A 23,413-nucleotide genomic window follows, 5' to 3' on the forward strand; every position below is an offset into this window, starting at 1 on the left:
ACATGCAACGTGATCCGCACCGGACGACCACCGACATACTTATCGATCGCCTCATGACTGCGCAGCGTCTGAATGACACGAACCGCCTTGTTCCGATACGCATCCCGCTCATAGTTCAAGTTGGTGAACACGAAATTGCCCGACCCGAACGGCAGCAGACCCTCCCCCTGCAACATCCGGGCGGACACTCCGGTATCGGCCGTCCCGTCGGAGCCGTCGACCGACCCGGGCGACCCGGGCAGGGACACCGGGTCCACCCACACCGCCTCACGCGTGTCCGCAACAGCCGCGCTGCGGGCCTCCTCGAAGCTCCGGCCGGCCTCCTCCGGCGCCGGGGACACGTCCCCGATCAGCGCACCCAGCAGAGCGAGGTGGCGGTCCCGAAGGCCTGCGGCGGCGAGCGAGGAGTCCTCCGGGTCCGCGTCCAGGTCACCCAGCAGACTGCCCAGAACGTGCGGGCGGTGCGGGGAATCGGCGTCCCGGTACTCGTCGCGCAGACCGAGCTGGTGGGTCAGCTCGTGCACCAGCTGCACCGGAGCGGCATCCGCCCACCACGACACCTGGTCCATCGCCTCGTCGCGGCCCACCAGGTCCACCGTCAGGTGCGGCGCGTCCGCCGGATCGACCTGCTCCACCGTCACGTGCAGGCGATCGCCGTTGGGGAGGCGGTGGGCGGGATCGTTGAGGAACTCGTCCACTCCCGTTTCGAGCTGGTCGAACACGCGGGTGACCTGCTCGTGCGTACCGCGCAGGGCGACGCGCACGGTGAGGTCGGTGACCGGATCGCCCTGGTGCGTGAACCGGCGGGCGTCGAAGCCCGACCGCACCACAAACCGGGGACGACTGTCCCGCGCGCCGCGGGGCGCGGATGTGGCGGGTGGCGGTGTCTGCGGCACCGTGCCGGTACCGGTGCTGCTGCCGGTGCCGGTGTCGCTGTCGCTGTCGGTGCGGGGAAGTCTGGGGCGCGCCTCGCCCGTGTTGCCGCTGGACTGTTCCGGAGCAGGGGGCTGGGACTGGGGCTGGGGCTGGGGCTGTTGGATGCTGTCGCCGCGGTTGTTGGTCGCGATGCTGGTGGCGAGTTGCGTGAAATCCCGTGCGACGCCGAACAGACCCTTGTCGGAGGGCAGGAGTGCCTGGAGCGAAGGGTTGTCCGCCAGTCGGGCGCGGAGCATCTCCTTGTAGGCGTTGTAGACCCTCGCCGTGTAGTTGGGCTCCTTGACCGCGTTCATCCGGTAGTCGCTGGTGACCGCGATGGACGCGAGGTCCATGAGGTAGGTGTCGAACAGGTCGGTGACGTCCTTGGCCTTGGCTCCCGCCACACCGACCCGGGCGTGCTGCGCGAGCACCTTGGCCATCTCCACGACGATGTCGCGGTAGATACCGTGCCGGATGGTGGCGGGGTAGGCCGCCATGATGTGGTCTGCCTGGCCCGCGCTCTCGGTGTTCATCGTGCGCGGTGTCTTCAGGTCGGTCAGCCCCGGCACCGGCAGTGGCATGCCCCTGTAGGCCTCTTCCTGCTCCGGGATGTCCGTGTTGCGGGAGGCGAGCGGGTGCAGGCCGATCTCGTGGGCCAGCATGCCCATGATGTAGCCGGTGTCGTACTTCTCGAAGTAGTAGCTGGCCAGGTTGATCTGCACGCCGTCGGCGCCCAGGTCGCGCACGTCGGCCGGGGTTTCGGTCGTGCGCAGGTGCAGGGTGATGCGGACGGGCCGGCCGCCGACGTAGTTCTTGATGGTGGTGTGCTCGTCGAGCAACCCGATGATCCGGATCGCCTTGTCCAGGTACCTCTCCGTCTGGTTGAGGTTCGTGAACTCGAAATTCCCCATCTTGAACGGACGCAGGACCGGCTCGGGTGGCGTCGGCGCCGCATCGGCGTCCTGCGGCATGTGGGCCGGGACCTCGGTGACCGTCGAGCCTTCGGAGGTGCTGGGCAGGGAGACCGGGTCCACCCACACCGCTTCGCGGGGGTCCGGAACGGCCGCGCTGCGGGCTTCCTCGAAGGTCCGGTCGCTCTCCCCGTCGTTCGTCTGCGGCGCCGGGGTCACGTCCCCGATCAGTGCACCCAGCAGGGCCAGGTGGCGGTCCCGCAGACCGGCCGCGGCGAGGGAGGAGCCCTCCGGGTCCGCATTCAGGTCACCGAGCAGGCTGCCGGGGACGTGCGGGCGGTGCGGGGCGTCGGCGTCCCGGTACTCGTCGCGCAGACCCAGCTGATGGGTCAGCTCGTGCACCAACTGCACCGGGGCGGCATCCGCCCACCAGGTGTTCTGGTCCATCGCCCGGTCCCGGCCCGCCAGATCCACCGTCAGGTGCGGCGCGTCGCCGACGTCCACCGGCTCCACCGTCACGTGCAGACGGTCACCGTTCGGCAGACGGTACCCGCGGTCGTTCAGGAACTCCTCGACACCCGCACTCAACTGACCGAAGACGTGCGCGCTCTGCCCGTCCGCGCCCCGCATCGCCACGCGCACGGTGAGGTCGGTGACCGGATCGCCCTGGTGCGTGAACCGGCGCGCGTCGAAGCCCGACCGCACCACGAACCGGGGACGACTGTCGCGCGAGCCGTTCGGCAGCGGCCCTGCGGGCGGGAGAACACGCTCGCTCTGGTCGCCGGAGCCCTCCTGCGGGAGGCGGGGCCTGGCCTCGCCGGCCGGGGCGGGCCGCTGGATGCTGTCGCCCCGGTTGTTGGTCCCCACACTCGCGGCGAGCTGGGCGAAGTCACCCAGCACACCGAACCGGCCCTTGTCGGCCGGCAGCAGGGCACGAAGACGACTGTCCTGCGGCAGATGCGCGTCCAGTTGTGCCTTGTACGCGTTGTACGACCTCGCCGTGTAACCCGGATCCGTGACCGCCCGCCCACGATGGTCGTTCGTCACCGCGATCGACGCCAGATCCATCAGGTATGTGTCGAACAGGTCGGTGACGTCCTGGGACTTGGCACCCTCCACGCCGACCCGCGCGCGCTGCTCCAGCACACCCGCCATCTCCACGACCACGTCCCGGTAGATGGCATGCCGGATGGTGTGCGGGAACGCCGCCATGACGTGATCCGCCTGACCCGCGCTCTCCGTGTTCATGAAACGCGGCGTCCTCAAGGACTCCAGGCCCGGCACCGGAAGAGGCATCTCCGCATACGAATCCTCCTCCTGCGGAATCAGAGCGTTCCGCGAAGCCAGAGGATGCAGACCGATCTCATGCGCCAACATGCCCATGACGTAACCGGTGTCGTACTTCTCGAAGTAGTAGCTGGCCAGGTTGATGTCGACGCCGTCCTCGCCACGGTCGATCACATCGGCAGGAGCCTCCGTCGTCCGCAGACGCAGCGTGACACGCACCGGACGACCACCGACGTAATCCCTGATCGTGCCGTGCTCGTCCAGCAGCTCGACGATCCGCATCGCCTTGTCGACGTACCGATCCGTCTGGTTGAGGTTCGTGAACTCGTAGTTCCCCATCCGGAACGACCGCAGCACCGGCTCGGACACCGTCGGCACCGCGTCCGGGTTCGTGGGGATGTCCGAGCCCTCGCCGGCGCCGGAAAGTGTGCTCAGTTCATGAGCTTCCTCCTCGCCCGACAACTCCGGTGCGTCATCGGCGGTCTGGGACCTGGGCGATGGCGGCAGCGGCACTGCGGCCGCATCCTCGTGGGAGGGCAGCGACGGCTGTGGCTCGACGGGCGGGGCTGACAGGTCGGTGTCGCCCGTCGCCGTGTCGACGGGCGGCGGAGCAACGGCCGCCACCTCGACAGACGCCGGAACCACGGGCGTCTCGGACTCCGGTGCCGCCTCCACCACGGGCGTCTCGACCTCCGGCGCCACCTCCACAGTGGGCGCATCGACCTCCGGCGTACCGGCGGGAGACGTCTCTTGCGTGTCCGGTGTCCCCTGTGTCGCCGGCGTCCCCTGCGTTTGCGGTCGGCTCGGTTCGGGGGCCGGGGTACGGAGGGTCAGGGGGACGACGTCGCCGCCGCGGCGGCGGAGGCGGAGGTGCGGGCCGTTGTCGCCGGCCGGGCCGGGGTAGGTGTGGGCGGTGCCGTTCTCCTCGATCAGGGTGACGGTGGTACCGGTCGTGGCGGCGGCCCACTCGGCCACCGCGCGGTCGGCCTCGGGGCCCCAGGTGGCCTCGGCGAGGTGGCCGCGCAGGTGGCCGTCGCGGGCGTCCGTGCTGGGCTCGGGTGTGCCGGGGGCGACGTTCATGGGCGGGGGCCGGAACAGGGAGGCCCGCTCGGCCGGGCTGCCGGGGAGGCCGTTCAGGGTCATCAGTCGGTCGGGCGGCGCGGCGGCGAGGTTGCGCAGCCGCGCCACCTCGGGGCCCTGCGGTCCGGGCCGCTCGGCGGCGTCGCGCAGGGCCGTGGCGAGCGCGCCGAAGAAGCCGTTGCCACGGCCGGTGGGCGTGCCCTGGGTGTAGGTGGCGCCGTCGGGCGCGGTGAGGACGCCGTCGCGGGCCAGGCGGTAGCGCGGGCCGCTGCTGTCGGCGGGCGGCATCCAGGGCGGGGTGGTGTGGCTGCGGTGTGCCGGCGGCTGCTGCGTCGCGGGCGTGCCGTCGGTGGCCGGCGTCGTCGATGTGCCGGGGTCGGCCTCGGTGGCCGGCGTCGGCAGTGCGGTGGCGACCGGGGCCGGGGTGCCGGGCGGGAGGGCGGCGTGGAAGAAGCCGTCGGCGGCGAACAGGACGGGATCGCCGACCGGGTCGACGGCGGCCGGGTCGGTGCCGTGCGGGAGGAAGACCTGCTCGCGGCCTTCGCCGGTCACCACGGTGAGCGGGGTGCCCAGGACCCGGGAGGCGAGGGCGGGCAGCAGGTCGGCGCCGCCGTGGTCGCCGGCCCGGCGCACGGGCGGGGCCGGTTCGGCGTCCGGGAGATCCTGTGTGCCGTCCTGGCGCGGCTCGGCCGCGAACGGGCGGGACAGGGCGGTGGTGGCCAGCGCGATCCGCTGGGCGGGGGTCGGCCAGAAGGTCAGCGGGAGACGGCCGAAGGCGTCGAACTCGGCCTGCTGCGCCGGGGTGAACGTCACCTTGGCGGCGTCGAGTTCGGCCTGGGTGAAGGTGTCGGCGACGTCCAGGGCGAGGGCGTCGAGCAGGTCCTCGTTGCCGTCCTCGCCCAGCGCCGAGGCGAGGCGGACGCGGGCGGCGTCGATGGCGTCGGCGGTGACCGCCGGATCGCCGGGGGCCCGGGTGAACCGTTCGGCGAGGTCGGTGCCGAGCAGGTGGGACAGCCGGCCCCGGGCCTCGGCGACGGCGATCAGCGCGTGGAAGAACGAGGCGCCGTCGTGCGGCATGTCGTGCACCTCGCGCACCGTGGCACCGTCCGGGGAGGTGAGGGTGCGCGGGGCGGGGTCGGTGCCGTCGGTGCCGTCGGTGCCGTCGGTGATCTTGTACGGCTCCGGCGCCTCGGAACGCCATCCCGGCTGGGTGTACTCCTGCGGCCGGTCCGGTACCGGGACGGAGAGGGAACCCTGGTGGTGGGCGGTGAGGCGGGAGGCGGCGAGGTGCAGCCGGTGGTGGTCCGCGGCGGCGGCGTCGGTGCGCTGCCGCCATCGGCGGACCTCCTCGCGGGCGGCCTGCCAGGCGGCGACGGCGGGCGACTCGGCCATTTCCCGCGGCAGGACGGTCGGCAGGTCGGAGTGGCCGTCGCCGAGCGCCGCCTGCTGCTCGGTGCTCAGGTCGAGCCAGGCCTCCCGGGCCCGCGCCCGGGCGTCGTAGTAGCGCTGTTCGGCGGTGGTGAGGTCGCCGACCGCCTTGGCCTGGGCGTCCCAGGCCTTGCCGACCTCGTCGGGGAAGGTGGTGTCGTCGAGGAGGCCGTAGTCACGGGCGATGTCCTCGCGCAGCCAGACCAGGGCGGTGGTCTCGGCCTCGGCGGCGCGCGGACCGCGCTTGGCCTTGCCGAGCGCGTACAGGGGGCGGCTGTCGGTGAGGCGGTGGTCCACCTCTGCTACCGACAGCCAGCTCACCGGCAGCGCGAACAGCATGCTGCGGTCGGTGCCGACCTTGAGGTGGGTGCCGAGGGTGGTGTCCGCGGCGGCCTTGGTCACGGTGCCGTCGGCCGCGCCGCCGATCGGGATTGTGGCCCCGGGGTTGACCACGCCCGCTTTGCTGGTGCTCGCCAGTGGGGCGGTGCCCACGGCGCCCTCGACGGTGTCGGTGGTGCCGGACTCCAGCGCGTCGGAGGTCTTCGTCCGCTGCATGGCCTCCATGCGCGGCTTGTTCTCCACGGCGAGCAGCCGGGCGCCGCGGCGGTGCATCTTCGCGTAGAGGCGGGAGTCGGCGGTGTGGAACTGGCCGAAGAGGCGGGCGGAGGCCTGGAGGGGCAGCGGTGAGCCGTTCGCGCTCAGCGCGTCGCGGAAGGCCGCGGCCAGACCGGTCTGGGTGGTGGCCTCCTGCTGGGCCTGGGCGGGGACGGTGCCCAGACCGGTGAGCGGGGTGTGGCGGGCCTTGCGCACGGCCTCGGCGAGCCGGTCACCGGCGTGCCGGGTGCCGAGGTCCTTGTCGCCGACGCCGTCGGCGCGGGCGGTGGCGAGGGTCAGGGCGTCGTGCACGTTGGCGGTGCCGCGGATGTCCACGGCGAGGATGCCGGAGCCGATCAGGTCGTCGAAGGGCAGGACGTCCGAGGCGTCGGCGCGGCCGGAGGGGCCGGAGGGGCCGGAGGCGGCGGAGGCACGCCAGTCGGCGATGCGCTCCGGACGGGCCTGATCGGCCGTCAGCAGCCTTACCGCGCGCTCCGGTTCGGTCACGTCGCCCTCGGTGAGGGCGCCGTCGGCGCCGTCACCGTCCGGGGTCAGCAGGTTGGTCGGGACGATCTCCCTGAGGCTGCCGACGTCGGCCCGGGCGCGGGGTGCGAGCGGGTCGCCGACCGCGTCCGTCATGGTCACGGTCAGGGTGTACGAGGTGACGATCTCGACGTGCGTCTGGGCGGTGATCATGTTCGGCATCGCGGTGCGGCCGACGGTCTCGGTCCGGGTGCTCGACTCCTGCTTGGCCGCGGTGCCCTGCAAGGAGGGGTTGGCCATGAGGACGCCGCTCTCCGTCGTGCGCTGGCCGACGGCCGCCGTCGCGTCGACGCCGCGGTCCTGGGAGGCGGAGTCGGCGTCGTCGCGGGCGATGGTGCGGTACTCCTCCAGCTCGAAGCCGGTGCGCAGCCGCTCCACGGTGGTGGTGACCGGGGTCAGCTTGAACCGGACCTGTGCGGGACTGCCGCCGACCGGCAGGTGGGTCGGGCTGGTCCAGGTGCGGTAGCGGACCGGCAGGGTCATCCCGTCGGTCGTGAGCTCGTGCAGGTTGGCACGGAGGAAGTCCGGGGAGAGCCGCTGGAGGACCTGCTCACGGTCGTGCGAGGACACCCCGATCTCCTCGAGCTGCCGCATCAGCGGCGGCACCGCCCGGCCGGCGTCGAGCCGGCCGCTGGGGTGGCCGGGGAAGCGGCGGCCGCGCAGGAAGGCGGGCACCCGGTAGCCGCCGCCGAGGTTGTCCGGGGTGGTGGTGTCGATGCCGTCCGGGGCGAGCCCGGCCTCGATGGCGTCCTGCATCGGCAGGTGGAACATCACCGCGTCACGGATGCGCTGGACCGCGGCGGCGGCCCGGCGCGGGGCGAGCCCGGCGGCCAGGCGGTCGGAGAGCCGGCCGGCCGCGGAGCTGATCCGGGCCGCCGCACGGGTGCCCGCCATGCCCATCACGGCCGTCCAGCGGTCGCGGACCGCGACGGTCTCGACGGCGTCGGCGACCACCAGGTACGCCCGCCCGGCGAACGTGAGGGTGGTGTTGCGTCCGGGGGTGAGGGTCTTCGCGGCGCTGCGTCCCACGCCCCAGGAGTACTGGAGGCCGGCGGCGTACGAGCCGATCATCGCGTTGGTGCCGTCGGCCCGCTGGAGCGGCATGTCGGTGCCCTGGAGGCCGACGGTGGTGCGCGAGACGGTGCTCTCCGCGCCGGCGATGCGGTGCTCGTTGCCGACGGTGGCCTCGAAGCTGGACGGCTTCGGGTCGCTCTTGACGCGCAGGTTGTGCAGTTCGCCGCGGATCGCGGCCTTCAGGTAGTGGGTGCGGAACGGTCCGGCCCCGTTGAGCCCGGTGATGCGGGAACCGAACGGGCCGAGGTACTGGCCGAGTTGCCCGGCCACGCCGAGGTTCGCCACCGCCCGGCGCAGGGCGGTGCGCACCGGGGCACCGGGTGCGCTGACGTGCCAGGTCTCGCCCGCGGCCTCGTCGGCGGTGGCCTGTACGAGCTGCTGGCGCCGCTGTCCGCCCTCGACGCTGAGGACGACGTGCGGGGCGCTCAGCAGCCTCTCGGTGAGGCGCTGGTCGGCCGAGTCCCGCGCGGGCAGCGGGCTCGTGCCGTCGAGGAGCCGGTCGGCCTCGGTGGCGGAGGGCCGCGGTCCGGGCGTCGACGTGGCGGCCGCGGGCACCGGTGCCGTCTCCCCGGGCGCGGGGTCCGCCGGAGGGTGGCGCTCGGAGGCGTGCGCGGCGGGCACCGCCAGCTCCACCCGGCCCACGGTCTCCGTGCCCCGGTCGAACAGCGGGCGTTCCTGCCTCTTGCTGACGAAGTAGCCCGCGCCGAGCGCGCCGACCGTCAGGAGCCGGGCCCAGCCGCGCGGACGGAGGTGGCCCTCGAAGGAGGCGCTCAGCTCCACCCGGTAGCTGTAGAGGTCGGCGCCGTCGTGGTAGGTCAGCTGGTCGTGGGTGACCGCGACCGCGGCCCGGGTCGCCTTCTGCTCCGTGTGGGCGTACCGGGCCCCGACGGCCACGTTGCCGGCCTGGCGGGGCACGTCGACCTTGGGCACCTTGTCGTGGTCGCGCAGCATGACGCCCAGTTCGGCGCCGCCGGACACGGTGCTGGAGGCCTGCTGGCCCTGGCCGGAGACCTCGGTGCCGATCACCGCGTTGCGCAGTGAGCGCTCGGTCAGGGTGGTCTCGAACCGCCGGTCGGTGAGCCGGGCCCGCAGGATCAGGGTGTGGTGACCGCGGCGGAGCTTGCCGTCCTCGGTGAGGGCGACCGGTACGCCGGTGGTGGTCAGGTCGTCCAGGCTCTGGGCCAGGGTGGGACGGTTCAGCGCCTCGCGGACCTGGCGGTCGTTGTGCAACGCGGTCCGCATCCGCCCGTCGCCGTACCAGAACTTGGCCAGGCGCGGGTGCCGCAGCATGAGCGGCGGGACGAACAGGGACGGGTACGAGCGGTGCAGGGTGTCGATGACGGCGTCCGCGAAGACGCGCAGGGGGTCCTGCGGGGTGGTGGGCTGCCCCTGTCGGCCCTGCCGGCCCTGTTCGCTCTGCTCGTCCTGCCGGCTCTGCGGCGTGGAGGGCTGCTGGTCCTGCTGACCGGCATCGCCCTGGCCCTGGACCTGGACCTGGTTCTGGACCTGGTCCGTTGCCGGGGGCTCGCCCTGGCTCTGGTCCGTTGCCGGGTCCTGGCTCCGGCTCGATTCCGGTGACCGGCCCTGCTCCGCCACCGGGGTCAAGTCGGGGCCCGCCACCGGGGTCTGGTCCTGGGTGGTGGGTGCGAGCGGCTGCGGCCGGTCGGGCAGGAAGCCCTCGGCACGGACCTGGCCGCTCAGGTGGACCGGGTCCTCACGGGTGAGGTACCACGGCACCGGAGGCTCGGCGTCCGGGTTGGGACCCGTCTGCCCGGGGGTCCGGCTGTCCCAGCCCGCGAGCCGGCGCGCGTCCAGGGTGGACATCCAGTCCAGGCTGACGACACGGACCGGGCGGGCCGCGGACGCCGGCTCGCCGGCCTTGCGCACCATCAGGGTGCGCTCCACCCGGTAGAGCGCGACCGGGTGGTTGCGGATGCGGCCGGTGGTCTTGCGGGCCGCGTCCGTGCCGAGGTAGTGGCCCCGCCCGGCGCTGAAGTCGGCGCGGACCATCGGGCCGCCCTGGAGGCGTACGTCCGTCTCCGGACCGACGAAGATGTGGTTCGGGCCGGCGGTGACCTGGATGCCGAAACGGGTGTCGCGGACGTGGCCGCGCTGGTTCTGGTACGTGGTCTGGGTCAGGTCCCGGATCTCCGCCTTGACCGACTCGGTCACCAGGGTGGCCCGGTGCGGGATCGACCGCTCGACGATCAGGTGCCCCAGCGGGTGCCGGCCGCTGCCCTGGGTCAGCTCGGGTCCGCTGACCGGTCCGGTGAGCCGCCCGAACAGCGCGAGGAGCCGTGTCGGCCTGACGTACGAGACGAGCGTGCGGTGTGCCGAACTTCCGGGCCGTGCCTCGGAGACGGCGAGCGCCAGGTCCTCCGGAGGGTCGACGAGGTGCAGTCCGGCGATGGTGGTGGCGCGCGGCTCGAGCCCGTCGGGGAAGGTCAGCGTCCGCGGCGCGCGGCGCGGTCCCTTGAAGGAGACGGTGAGGTCGTCGGGCAGCCGCCAGCTCAGCCCGTCCCGCACGGCGAACCGCGCGGTGTGCACCTGGCTGCGCTGCCAGCGGGGGCCGGACGCGGGCGAACCGGACGGGGCGGCCCGGCCGTCGGTCGGCGGCGCCTCGGTGACCCGCTCCACGCGCACCCGGTAGTGGACGTCGTCGAGGTGGAGGTGCGAACCGTCCACGGCCCGGTACTCGTTCTGGTTGTACGCCTGCGTGCCCTGGGTGTAGTCGGTCCTGCGGGTCCAGCCCAGCGAGACGCCGATCTTCACCAGCCAGCTGAGCGGCGGGCCCATGCTGACCGCGGCGGCGATCCGGCGCCCGAAGCCGACACTGCGGCCGCCGCCCGTACCGGCCTGGCCGCGGCGCATGGTGTCCAGCTTCACGGTCGCGCCGTTCACGTCGGAGAAGCGCTCCCAGCGGTGGTACGGGACGGCCTCGACGGTCATCTCGTGGCCGACCCCGGACTTCTCCCGGCCCACCAGGCGCGCGCCGCGCGGGGCGGTGAAGGCGCCGGGCTGGTCGGTCAGCAGGCGCAGCAGCTCCGCCTCGTCGAACTGGTCGCGCAGCTTCTTCGGCAACTGTCCGAGGATCTGCCGGGCCACTTCCTCGGGCGAGCGCAGGGTGAGGACGCCGGGGCCGGTGAAGAGCCCGCTCCGCGGCGTCCGAGGGCTGCCGTCCGTACGGCCGCCGGGGCCGCCGTCGCCGGGGTCGGCGTCGGGGCTGATCAGTACGGCGGGCAGTCGGCTGCCGTCCTCGAAGGTGACGGTGCGCGGGGCCGGCCCCGGGGGCGCGGCGTCCTCTCCGGTCAGCAGGCGGGCCGGGCGGTACCGGTCGAGCTGGGTCTCCAGCGGCACCTGGTCGCCCTTGTCGGGCGTCCCGGTGCCGGGGCCGTCGAGGTCCGTGATCCCGGCCATGCCGCGCAGCCATTCCCCGAGGGGGCCGGAGCCGTCCGTGTCCGCGGTGGTGGCAGGGGCCGTCGTGGACGTCGGAGCGGGGGCGGTCGTGGACGTCGGGTCCGGGGCGGTGGCCGGGGCCGGTTCGGGGGTGAACGGCGCCGTGGCCGGGATCATGGCGTCGTAGTGGTCGGTGCCGTTGTAGGCCAGATGCAGGGTGCCGTCGGCGCCGCCCGGGTGCAGCTCGATGACGAGGACGTCGCCCCGCACCGTCGGATGGGGCTGGACGAGCCGCAGGTCGAGGTCGAGGGCGTGCGCCAATGCGTTCGGGAGCAGATCGCTGAACGGGGAGGACCACAGCCCGGGACGCTCGGCGGTCGCGGCGAGCAGCCCGCGCCCGCCCAGCCGTCGTGCCTCGGCCGGGCTCGGTGCCACCTCGGCGAGCTGGGGATAGCCGCTGTCCCGCAGGATCCGCCGCCACTGGTCCGCGTCGCCGTCGGTGATGACCGCCTGCGCGATGCCGTTCCACTCGTCGGTGATCCGGGACCGCAGGCCCGGACTTCGCACCCCGGCCAGGGCGCGCATCCGCAGGTCGTCCACCACGGTGAACACCGGATCGTCGAAGAATCCGTCCACGACGGTGCCCAGTTCGGTCCCGGCGATGCGGTTGCGCAGGAGTCCACGCAGCCCGGCGACGTTCAGCGCGGCCCACGCGGGCGGTATGTCCCGGCTGCGCGCGCTGTCGAGGAGGGACCGGAAGAGGCAGTTCCCGCCGCCCGGGGTGACCAGCTGCCGGAAGGCCGTGCCGTCCGCGTGCACGATGTCCGACGGACCGGACCCCGCACGCTCCTTGCTGAGCAGGGTCATGTCCTCGGCGAGCGTCGCCGGACGGCTCGGCACGGGCGCCAGGTCGGGCCTGCGGCGGGTGAGTTCGGCGGTGTCCTCGGGGCTGAGGGCCAGCTCGGACAGCGGCAGCGGGGCGGTGGACAGCGACCAGGTGACCTGCGCGGAGGGCGCGTAGGAGAGCCCGCGCACGTCCTGCGGCGAGACCAGCGTGGTCGGCGGGAGCTCGGGCGGCGGCGGGGGCAGCAGGACGTCGAGCGTGGTGCGGGGGTTCGCCGTGGCACGCAACTCGGCCGCCGCGCGCAGGAATTCGGTGTACTGGTCGACCGTGGGGTCGGTGTCCTGCCCGGCCGTGGGATCGGCCGCCGCCGGGGCTGCGCCGGCTTCGGTCGTCGCGGCGCGCCGGTCGGCGACCATCCGGCGCAGCAGGTCGGGGGTCATCCGGCCGTCGCCGTAGCGGGCCGCGGTGTCCGGGTTGCGCCAGCGCAGGCCGTCCACGAAGGCGAGCCCGGCGAGCAGGTCGTGGTTCTCCGGCCGCTGTTCGGCGTCCGGGCCGAGGACGTCGCGCAGGGTACGGATCTGCTGGAGGGTCCGGGCCCGCGCGAAGCCGTCGGCCGGCTCCGGACCGTCGTGCAGGCGTGCCACGCGCGCCAGCGCGTCCAGGTCGGCACCGCTGGGCTCCGGGGTGAACAGCCGCCACCGCCCCGGTCCGTCCTTCCCCTCGGTGAGCACCGCCCGGACGTCTCCCTGCGCGTCCCGGGCCGTGCCCACCTCGGTGGTCGGCGCGTACACCGGCCGGCCGGTGCGGTTCGCCACGTGCTGGGCCACCGGCAGGCCCGCCACCTCGGGCTGCCGCCCGGTCTCGCAGGAGAACAGGACCAGCGGCCGCTCCTGATCGCCGTCCTGCGCCCAGGACTTGAGCACCTCACCGAGCTGGACGCCGCTGACCTTGACGGTGGGGTGCGCCGCGTCCTCGGTACCGAGGGTGACGGTGCGGGAAGTGGCGTGCGCCGCGAAGTAGTCGGCACCGCGCTCGGTACCCGAGCCGGGGAGCGGGGCCGGCGGGCCGGTGAAGACGGCACGGCGGACGGGCGGGGCCTCGGTGCTCGTGCTAGCCGGGTCCGGGGCGGTGGCGGACGCCGGGGAGGTGGGCGGTGCCGGAGAGGTGGCTGCCGGATCCGCGGACGTGGTGGCCGGAGTCGTGGACGTGGCGGCCGGGGTGGTGGAGGTGACGGCCGGGGCGGTGGACGTGGTGCGCACGCCCCGGAAGGTGTCCTGGCCGAGCAGCGCGCGGCGCGCCGCGCTGTGCGCCGTGCCGTCCTCGGCCTGACTCTGCGAGATGGTCAACGTCCGCACGGCACGGCCCGGTTCGGGCTTCACTGCCGTGTCCGGCACCCAGCGGCGCAGCTGCGCGACGGGCACCGTGTGACCGTCGAGGGTGGTGACGAACGGCTCTCCGGCGGGCCGCCCGGAAGACGTGTCGTCGTCGGTGTCGCTCCGGGTCTCGGACCGCACGACGATCCGCCCCGACGACGGGGACGGTACGGGGGGGTCCGGCGTGGCGTCGTCCGGCGTGATGGAGGTCGGCGGGGGTGCGCCGGTCCCGGATCCGCGCCCGTTACCGGAACCGGGAACGTCTCCGCCGGTTCCCGTGTCCTTGCCGCTCGGCTCACCCTCGGCGTCCTGGTCGGTCGTGATGTCGCCGTCGGCGGAGCCGTCGCCGCTGTTGTCGCCGCCGCCGCTGTTGTCGCCGCCGACGCTGTTGTTGTCACCGACGCTGTTGTTGTCACCGACGCTCCCACTGCCGGATTCCAGGTACAGGTCCGTGGCGGTTTCGGTCCAGGGGCGGGACTGGGTGGCGAGCTTCGACGCGGGCGGCGCGGTGGTGACCGCGGGCTCCGGGGCGACTCCGGTGACGTCGACGGCGGGTGTCGTACCCGAGAGGAGCTTCGGGGGCGTGACCGGAGCGTCGGTGTCGGACGCCGCGGTGCTCTCGGTGACGGGACGGGGTGCCGGGTCGGCGGCCACGCCGAGCGCGTCGGCGAGCGGCAGCAGGACGTCGGCGCCGGGGAACGCGAAGTCGGCGGAGTCCGTGGTGGCCGGGGTATCGGTGCCGTCCTGGGCGGTCGTGGCATCCGGGGTGGTCGCGGCGTCCGGGGTGGTCGCGGTGCCGTCCGTCGTGGTGGACGGGGGGCCGGCGAGCGGGCGGACCCGGACCGGGGCGCCCGGCCCCTCGCGGGTCAGCTCCACGGCGGCGCGCACCGGGCGTCCCGCCCCGTCCGGCGTGACCGCCGGCCCCAGCACCACGGCCCGGTCCGTCCCGGCTCCGTCCAGCAGCTCGGCCGCCTCCGGCGACCCCTCCCCCGGCGGCGGCGTCTGCGAGACCACGATCGTCAGCGGAGACGCCTTCGTGGGTGCGGCATCCCCGGCCGGGGCGGGACCGCCCTTCACGTCACCGCTCACGCCGGGGACGTCGGATACCTGGCCGAGGTCGGTGTCGGCGTCCGTGCCGGTGCGGGTGCCGGTCTCCGCGTCCGTATCCGTGCCGGTGCCCGTCTCCGTGCCGGCCCCCGTCTCCGTGCCCGCGTACGAGCCGCTGGTGCCGACCCGCGGCGGAGCGGTGGTGAGGTCGGCGGTCCCGGGCAGGGAGCCGGTCCCGGACGACGGGTCGGCCTCCGGCGATCCGGCGGTCGTCGACGATGCGCCGGCCCCGGGAGAGGACGTGGACCCCGTGGGGGACGTCACCTCCGGCGAGGACGTGCCCTCCGACGAGGACGTGGCCTGCGGAGGGGCGGTGGTCTGCGGATCGGCTCCGTCCGCCGGGCTCTGCGGGCCCTCCGTCGAGGCCGTGCCGTCCGGGGCACGAGTGCCCTGGGCCTGCGGGCCGGAGGTGGCCGGGTTGCCTCCCGTGGCGGGGACGCCGCCCGCCCGGCCACCGGAGCCGGGACCCGATCCGGAGTTGGTGCCGGTACCGGTGCCCGTCCCGGTGGCGGTACCCGTCCCGGTGGCGGTACCCGTCCCGGTGGCGGTACCCGTCCCGGTGGCGGTACCCGTCCCGGTGGCGGTACCCGTCCCGGTGGCGGCACCCGTCCCGGTGGCGGCACCCGTCCCGGTGGCGGCACCCGTCCCGGTGGCGGCACCGGTGCCGGTGCCCACGCCACTGCCGGTGCCCATGCCGACCCCGGTACTGGAGCCGGTGCCGGTGCCCGTCCCGGTGGTGACACCGCTGCCGGTGCCACTGCCCGTACCCGCGCCGATGCCGGCCCCGGCCGAGGGTCCCGGGCCGTGGGAGGCGGCGGGACCCGGGCCGTCGGAGGCGGCGGGCCCGCCGGTCGGCTGGGTGAGCGGGGTCTCCACCGTGACCGGGGTGCCGAAGCCGTCGAGGGCGCGGCGGACCGCGTCGGTGTCGATCTCGGCGGTGGGGCCGTTCCCGGCCGCGACCACCCGGACCTCGGGCCGTTGGGACAGGTTGCCGTGCAGGCCGTCGCGGACGCCGATCTCGGTGCCGCCGGGCGCCTGGGAGCCGCGCAGGGCGGCGAGGTCGCGCAGGGCCTGCTCGCGCACCTCCGCGGGGCCGTTGTGGACCTGCTGCCACAGCTGGTTCTCGGCGGCGGTCACGGGCAGCGGGCCCGGTGAGTACGGCGGCGGGTCCGACGTCGTGTACGGCGGCGGGTTCCCCGCGGTGTACGGCGGCGGCGACTGGCTGCCGGTGACGTCGTCCTGCCCGGTGCTCGGGGCGGGTGCGGTGCCGCCGCCCGTGGTGTCCGGGCGGGCGGGGCCGTCGGCGCCGCCGGCGTGCGAGGGGTCACCGGTGTCCCGCGTGCGGTCGGCGTCGCCGCCGCCGCCGGAGGCGGTGGGCGGCGGCTGGTTGCGCAGCTTGTCGATGGCGTGGCGCAGTTCGGCGCCGGTGTTCAGGGCGGTGCCGCTGAGCGTGGCCTCGACCTGGCTGCTGAGGCCCGCGCCGACGAACGTGGTCCAGTTGGTGGACCAGTCGCCGTCGAAGGCGCCCTTGATGAGGATTTCGCCGACGCTCTCGCCGGCGCCGGCGGCGATGAAGTCGGCCGTGCCCTTGAGGCCGTAGTGTCCGGTGAGCGCGCCCGGCCGGTCGGCGTTGTGGCGCAGGATCTGGTTGTTCCGCCACAGGGTGGGGTTGTTGCGGAACGACAGAGGGTTGTTCCGGAAGGTGACCGGTGTGTTGTTCCCGGGGCGGGGGCCGCCGCCGTACGGGTCGGGGTCGGGCCGGTTGCCGGGGCCGTTGGGGTTCGGGGTGGGTTCGGGGTTCGGCCTGGGGCCGGGGCCGTTGTTCTTGAACTCGGGCTTCGGGGTGTGGTGGAGGTTCGGGTTGTTCTTGAAGCCGAGGTCCGAGCCGTCCTTCAGGAAGTTGTTGTCGTAGCCCTTGACGATCTTCTTCGCGAAGTCGTCGAAGACGCTGGTGAAGAATCCCGCCGCGGCGCCGAACGCGGCGGACTTGAGGATGTCGTTCCAGTCGAAGTGGTCGGGGCGGCGGCCCTTGGGGGCGAAGTTCATCATCGCCAGCCGCACCGCGAAGGTCGTGAACGCCTCGGCGAACGCCTCGGTCAGCGACGGCGCGATGTGCAGCCGCTGGAGCAGGTGGCTGAGGGTGGTGAGGATCATGAAGCGGCTGCGCAGCTTGGCCATCATGATCTGGCTGGCCGTGGCGCCGCCGGTGAAGAAGGACATCGCCAGGTAGATGGCGATCTCGATGAGCAGCCGGATGACCTCGGCGATGACCTGCCACTTGGACTCCATGATGTCCATGGAGGTCTTGCGCCGGCCCTCGGCGATCTTGTCGAGCTGCCCGGCGAACTCGCGCAGGTAGTTCTTGCCGCCGTCGTCGATGAGCATGCCCATCGCCCTGGCGTACGACTTGGAGAGGTCGTCCGGCATCGACTGGGCGATGTCGTGGACCGACTTGTCGATCAGCGAGGAGAGCCGGTCGACCTTGCGGCCCAGCCCGGAGTAGGGCCGGCGGCTCTCGTAGGCGAGGTCCTCGTCGGCGTCGATGAGCCTCTCCCCGGTGAGGATGAAGATCATCGCGTTGACCTCGGGCGACGGCTGGATGCTCACCGGGGGCCGTCCCGGAGGTCGTGCGGACAGGCCGGAACGGCCGCTCCCGGCGTGGTGCGGGAGCGGCCTGCGGAGCGCGGGTCAGCGGCGGCCATGCCCGGACGAACCGCCGTCGCCGTCGAGCCCGTTGGTGTTGATGCGGTTGTTGCTCCGCTCGATGTCCTCGAGGTGGCGGTCGCGGGTGTCCTTCATCATCCGGACCTGGCTCACCGTGGCGTCGGTGATCCCCACCAGCGCGTCACGGATGGCCATCATGGTCTCCTTGGTGGTCTGCCGCTCCTTCTGCTCCTGCGGCTTGGCCTTCTCGGCGAACTCGCCCGAGGTTCCCGGCCACCGGACCGTGGGGGCCAGCTCGTCGAGGAACTCCTCGGTCACGCTCTTGGCGAGGGTGCCGATCTCCTCGAGCTGCCTCGCGAGGGCCTCGATGCGCTGGGGGTCGACGTAGTACCGCTCACCCATGGTCAGTCCTCCCCGTCGTCGCCGAGGGCGTCCCGCCAGGCGGGGGTGGCCCGGTCGTCGCGTGCCGTGTCCTCGTCGTCGTCCTCCAGCACGGCCGGGCCGAAGATGCGCTCCCAGTCCAGCTCGAAGCCCTTCAGTTCCGGCACCTCGGCGCTGGGCTCGGTGAAGGGCGCCATGGCCTTCATGACGTGCCGGTTCATCTTCAGGCGCGCCGCGCTCGCGGCCTCCAGGACACTGGCGGCCAGTTCCTGGGGGGACATGTCGCGGTACTTGTTCTCCAGGAACTCGATCCCGGTCAACTCGCCCTGGGGGCCGACGGTGGCGCGGACCGCGCGGTCGGAGGAGAGCACGGCGAACGAGGCCTGCCGCAGTTCGCGCTCGGTGCGCGCGACCGCCTCCTGGGCGGCCTGGAGTTCGGCCATCGCCTTCTCCAGGCGCTTCTCCAGCGGTTCCGTCACGCCCGTTCCACCCCTTGCTCGTCGTTCTTCCGAACGTCCTGACCCGCCGTCAAGACGTCCGGCACCGCGGTCGGGTTCATCAACTGCTCAGCTGATCTTGCCTGGTGGTGGCCCCGGCAGGGAAGCCGGGGCCCGGTGGGATTCGTCTCTCCCGGGCGGCCGCACGGATCGGCGGCCGTGGTCATCGCCCGATGACGGCCGGGGTGCCGCCCTCCTCGGTGCCCCACACGTCCGCGTCCTCCTCCAGGTAGTCGGCGGAACTGGTGGACCTGCGGCCCGGCTCCGCCTCCTCCTCGGGGGCGTCGCCGCCGGTGGTCGCCACCCGGGCGGCCGGCGACAGGAAGGTGTCGTTGTCCTCCTGGCGGTGCCACGCGTTGCGCCGCCGGCGGTTGCGGCGCTCGCTCTCCTCCGCCGCGTCGACCAGTACGGCGCGCACCCGCTCCCCGTTGCCCTTGTCGCCGCCGGCGCCCATACCGCCCGCGCCCATGCCGCCCATCGGCATGCCCGGCGTGCCCGGCGTACCGGGAGCGCCGGGGGCGCCGGGGCCGGCGGCCGCGGCGAGCGGGGTGGCCGCGCTGTCGGCGAGACCGTCGGAGAGGGGCGCGACGCTTCCGGTTGCGCCGAGGCCGTCCCCGGAGAGGGAACCCGTCCCGGAGAGCGAGCCCGCCCCGGAGAAGCCGCCGCCGGAGGCCGCGGAGCCGGCGCCGCCGCCGAGACCCAGTTCGGACAGGGAGAGGTCCCGGGTGGTGGTGCCGTCGCCGCCCGTCCCGTTCAGCCCGTCGAGCCCGTCGAGTACGTCCGAGGTGTCGAGGTCCCCGATCGGGTCGAGGTCGTGCAGGTCCACCGTCTCGGTTCGGCCCTGCGGGTCGGTGACGGTGACGACGCCGGTCTCCGGGTCGAGGCTCTGCTTGCTGCCGTCCGGGAAGGTCGTGTTCAGACGGCCGTTGTCGAGGACGGTGGTGGAGCCGTCCGGGTTGGTCACCTTCGCCCCGTGGGTGAGGTCGGTGACCGTGGTGGTGCCGTCCGGGCGGGTGCTGGTGAGCAGCCCGGTGTCGGGGTCGAAGGTGGCCTTGCCGCCGTCCGCGAAGGTGGTGGTGAAGTCGCCGTCGTCGAGCGCGGTGTGGCCGCCGGTCGGGGTCTCCAGGCCGGACTGGTCGCCGCTGTTGAGGTCTCCGAGGTTGCCCAGGTCGCCGGTCGACTCGGTGGGCAGGTCGGAGTTGATGTCGTTGAGGTCGCCCAGATTCCCGAGACTGTTCTGCCCGTTGAGGTTGCCCAGACTGCCGAGGTTCTCGGTGGTGGTGGTGCCGTCGGGGTCCTTGGTGATGGTCTGGCCGGTCGCCGGGTCGACGGTCTGGACGGTGCCGTCGGGGAACGTGGTCGTCAGCTTGCCGTCGTCGCCCAGGGACGTCACCGAGCCGTCCGGGTTGGTCACCTTGAGGCCGTCACCCAGGTCGGTCGTGGTCGTCGAACCGTCCGGGTTGGTCGTCGTGAGCGTCCCGGTGTCGGGGTCGAAACTGGTCTTGCTGCCGTCCGGGAGGTCGGTGATCACGTCACCCCCGCTGGTCAGCTGGGTGCTGCCGCCGGTCGGCGTGTCGAGCACACCGTCCCTGGCGCCGCTGTTGAGGCCGTCCAGGCTGCCCAGGTCCGTCGTGGTCGTGGTGCCGTCGGGGTTGGTGGTGATGGTCTGGCCGGTCGCCGGGTCGACGGTCTGCACGGTGCCGTCGGGGAACGTGGTCGTCAGCTTGCCGTCGTCGCCCAGGGACGTCACCGAGCCGTCCGGGTTGGTCACCTTGAGGCCGTCACCCAGGTCGGTCGTGGTCGTCGAACCGTCCGGGTTGGTCGTCGTGAGCGTCCCGGTGTCGGGGTCGAAACTGGTCTTGCTGCCGTCCGGGAGGTCGGTGAGCACGTCACCCCCGCTGGTCAGCTGGGTGCTGCCGCCGGTCGGCGTGTCGAGCACACCGTCCCTGGCGCCGCTGTTGAGGCCGTCCAGGCTGCCCAGGTCCGTCGTGGTCGTGGTGCCGTCGGGGTTGGTGGTGATGGTCTGGCCGGTCGCCGGGTCGACGGTCTGCACGGTGCCGTCGGGGAACGTGGTCGTCAGCTTGCCGTCGTCGCCCAGGGACGTCACCGAGCCGTCCGGGTTGGTCACCTTGAGGCCGTCACCCAGATCGGTCGTCGTCGTCGAACCGTCCGGATGCGTCGTCGTGAGCACCCCGCTGTCGGGATCGAAGCTGGTGCTGCTGCCGTCCGGGAAGTCGGTGGTGAGCTTGCCGTCGTCGAACTGGGTCCGGCCGCCGGTCGGGGTCTTGACGGAGCCGCCGAGTCCGCCGTTCAGGTTGCCGAGTCCGCCGAGGTTCTGGTCGATCACGTCGTCGATGGCGTTGTTCGCCCCGCCCGTTCCGTTGCCGGTCCCGAGGTCGCCCCCGCTCTCGGTGGGCAGGTTGTTCCCGTTCAGCAGGTCGTCGAGGCTGTCGAGGTTCTGCTGGTTGAGCGCGTTCGGGTCGTTGAGGCCGCCGAGGCTCTCCTCCACGGCCTTGCGCTGCTCCTCCGCCTCGCGCTTGGCCTCCTCCTGCTCGCGCTTCTGCTCCTCGCGCAGCTCGTCCTGGTACTTGCGGTCCTCCTCGCGCTGCTGGTTCTGCTCGTTGCGGAGATCCTCCTGGAGACGCTTGGCCTCCTCCTGCTCGCGCTTCTGCTCCTCGCGCAGCTCGTCCTGGTACTTGCGGTCCTCCTCGCGCTGCCGGTTCTGCTCCGCGCGCAGTTCGTCCTGGTACTTGCGGTCCTCCTCGCGCTGCCGCTCCTGCTCCGCGCGCAGCTCGTCCTGGTACTTGCGGTTCTCCTCGTTCTGCCGGTTGATCTCCTCCTTCTCCTCGTCCAGTTTCCGCTTCTCGTAGTCCTGCGAGGCCGTGGTGGTCGACTTCGGCTCGGGCACGTTCTCCGAGAAGTCGTCGCCGAGGTCGAGGAAGTGGTTGTTCAGGGTGGACTGCACCGTGGCGGCGGGCTTGCCCAGGTACTCGGCGACGCCCTGGCTCCAGATCTTGACCGCCTTGTCGCCGACCTTCGCCCAGTTCGCGATGTCGGTGAGGTCGCCGTACTCCGGGTGGACCTGGGAGAAGCCCTCCTTCGGGCTGTGGGTGACGGACGAGGAGTAGCGGCTGGTGTGGGACGTGAGTTTCGTGTTGGCGACGTTGTTGGTGTCCACCCACTGGGCGAGGTCGTCCAGGACGTAGCGCAGCACCCGGTGCGGGTCGTAGTAGGGGGACTTGGCCCAGGTCAGCCACGCGTTCAGCAGATCCCTGGCGGCGTTCTCCAGGTACGTGCGGCCCAGCGAGAGGGCCCGCGAGTACACCGTGCTGCCGGTCGTCGTCGTGGTGTCGTCGGCCGCGGTGGGTGAGGAGTTGAACGTCTCGACGTAGCTGTCGTAGTTCTCGCGGATCTTCGTCAGCAGGCTGCGGAAGACCTCCGCGGCCTCGCCCTTCCAGCTCGCGTCGTCCCGGCCGAAACGGTCCTCCCAGTCCTTCAGCACCACCGCGTGGTCCTTGAAGAACTTCGCGGCGAAGTCGAAGGACTCCCCGGTGGTGTTGAAGGACTTCAGGTCCACCACGTCGGCGTCGGGCACGCCCAGGTTGCTGAACCGGGCGTTCTGCGTGCCTCCGTCCAGCAGCGCGATGAGCGCCGCCCGCGGCCCGTTCATGTACCGGGCGAGCGGGATGGTGCTCATCTTGTCCTTGTTGTAGTCCGTGAACTCGTTGCCCTCACGGACCTGGGCGCTGCGGACGTCGTCGGAGCCGGGGCTGTCGAAGATGATCTCGTCGCCGGCCTTCACCCGGCCTTCGAAGACGATCCTGGCCTGCATGATCGACCGCTTCTTGCCGCTGTCGAAGAACCAGATGTCGTAGTCCTCGCCCTTGTTCGTCAGGAAGCCGGAGTCCTTGACGAGCAGGCTGAGACTGCGCTCCTTGATGTCCATCCGGAAGAGCTTGCCGCCGTGGTCGGAGCGCAGCGTGTCGAAGATCGTGCTGCGGTCCGGCACCGGATAGCCGGTGATGTGGGTGACCAGAGTGGCCCAGGTGTCGCTCGACGGGTCGCTCGCGTTGTCGAACTTGTCGAGGTTGGCGGCGGAGTTGGGATCGTAGCGATCGGGCACCTGACGCCCTTTCTGGTCGTTTGTCGGCCGTGCCGGTCCACCGCCTCCTCACGTGGAGGCGCGGCCGGATGGTGTGCGTGCGGGCGCGCCGGGCGGCCGTGGCACCTGCCGGCCCGCGCGGCGCGGGCTCAGTCCTCTTGGTCCGTCTCGCCGGTTCCGCCGGCGGTGAGTTCGTCGACCTCGTCGAAGGTCTGGAGCAGCGTCTGCGCGTCGATCGCGTCCAGGTTCTTGTTCTTGGTCTTGTTGGCCTTCTCGATGGTCTCGGTGAGCGCCTCCTTCAACTCCTTGAAGAGGTCCATCTGGTCACCGAGCAGCTTGTCGATGGCCTCGGCCGCGGTGCGGATGTCCGCGATCAGGCTCGGTCCCGAGACGAGGGGTTCGGTGACCATCCTGCCGATGCGCAGCAGCTGCTTGCTCTGGTCGAGGTTGCCCGGGGTGGTGTGGCCGTCGACGAGATGGCCGAGCGGCCGGATGCCGGCGCTGTCGTCGCCGACCTCACGGTGCTTCTTCGCGGCCTTGTACACCGGCTCCACCTCGAAGTCCCGGAAGTTCTCCATCTGCTTGAGGTCGAAATGACTGACGTCGGCCTTCTCGGCCATGGGACGCTCTCCTGCCGCTTGGTGCCGGACGGGGTGGGGGTGGGTGCGGCACCTGCCCGCCGGTCACGCACCCGGGCCCCGGGGTTCTCCCTCCGACGCGGACGGGGGGAGAGCCCCGGACGGCCCTGGGCGTTCCCGTCCGGATCGGCCCGGGGCCGCGGCGTGGCTCCCGCCGCGGCCCCGGGCCGGGCCGGTCCGAAAGGAACGCCCGGGGTCTTTCGTCCGGATCGGGCCGGGCCGGCCCGATCCGGACGAACTACCTTAGCGGGCCCGCACGTTGCCCCAGTTGTCGGCGCTGGTGCGCTCGTCGCGGGAGTGGTTGTCGTGGATCATCTGGATCAGCTGGCCGTTGTCGCCGAGCAGCATGGCCATGTTCTTGGTGGCCTGGTCCCACTCCGCCTGGACACCGCGGTACATCTCCTGGTCCGCGCCCTCCCAGGAGGTGACGAGCGGCTTCAGCTCGTCCTCCAGGTTGTTGAGGGTGGTGATGATCTGCTGGGTCTGATCCATCAACTCCTCGATGGCGTTCCGGACCGTGGCGTACTGCAGGTCGATGATGCCGTCGGCCATGACGTCTCCTCTTGGGTGGCCGGGCCT

General features: G+C 72.7%; 6 protein-coding genes. All 6 read right to left on the reverse strand.

Annotation, left to right across the window (positions count from 1 at the left end; genetic code table 11):
• Positions 1-17,159 (reverse strand): hypothetical protein (locus tag ACH4N1_RS34060; RefSeq protein ID WP_398104253.1); only part of this gene is annotated, 17,159 nt, incomplete at its 3' end.
• An 81-nt stretch (positions 17,160-17,240) separates the two neighbouring features.
• Positions 17,241-17,618 carry a hypothetical protein gene (locus tag ACH4N1_RS34065; RefSeq protein WP_398104255.1) on the reverse strand — a complete coding sequence of 126 codons (378 nt, stop codon included), beginning with the start codon at positions 17,616-17,618 and terminating at the stop codon, positions 17,241-17,243.
• A 2-nt stretch (positions 17,619-17,620) separates the two neighbouring features.
• Positions 17,621-18,076 carry a YbaB/EbfC family nucleoid-associated protein gene (locus tag ACH4N1_RS34070; RefSeq protein ID WP_398104257.1) on the reverse strand — a complete coding sequence of 152 codons (456 nt, stop codon included), beginning with the start codon at positions 18,074-18,076 and terminating at the stop codon, positions 17,621-17,623.
• Between the two features lie 181 nt (positions 18,077-18,257).
• The gene (locus ACH4N1_RS34075; protein ID WP_398104259.1) at positions 18,258-22,217 is read right to left on the reverse strand and encodes an AAWKG family protein; all 3,960 of its coding nucleotides are present in this window, start codon (positions 22,215-22,217) and stop codon (positions 18,258-18,260) included.
• A gap of 128 nt (positions 22,218-22,345) precedes the next feature.
• Positions 22,346-22,816, reverse strand: coding sequence for a type VII secretion system-associated protein (locus ACH4N1_RS34080; protein ID WP_398104261.1), 471 nt, complete (start codon positions 22,814-22,816; stop codon positions 22,346-22,348).
• A 261-nt stretch (positions 22,817-23,077) separates the two neighbouring features.
• Positions 23,078-23,386: a WXG100 family type VII secretion target gene (locus ACH4N1_RS34085; protein WP_398104263.1), complete on the reverse strand. Its 309-nt coding sequence runs from the start codon at positions 23,384-23,386 to the stop codon at positions 23,078-23,080.
• Positions 23,387-23,413 lie beyond the last annotated feature (27 nt).

The organism is Streptomyces sp. NPDC017202 (genome assembly GCF_044331705.1).
GTDB lineage: Bacteria > Actinomycetota > Actinomycetes > Streptomycetales > Streptomycetaceae > Streptomyces.

What these genes read in the sequence shown, in the direction of transcription:
- ACH4N1_RS34065 (WP_398104255.1), bottom strand. Translation starts at nt 17,618, where the DNA reads ATGGGTGAGCGGTACTACGTCGACCCCCAGCGCATCGAGGCCCTCGCG.
- ACH4N1_RS34080 (WP_398104261.1), bottom strand. Translation starts at nt 22,816, where the DNA reads ATGGCCGAGAAGGCCGACGTCAGTCATTTCGACCTCAAGCAGATGGAG.
- ACH4N1_RS34085 (WP_398104263.1), bottom strand. Translation starts at nt 23,386, where the DNA reads ATGGCCGACGGCATCATCGACCTGCAGTACGCCACGGTCCGGAACGCC.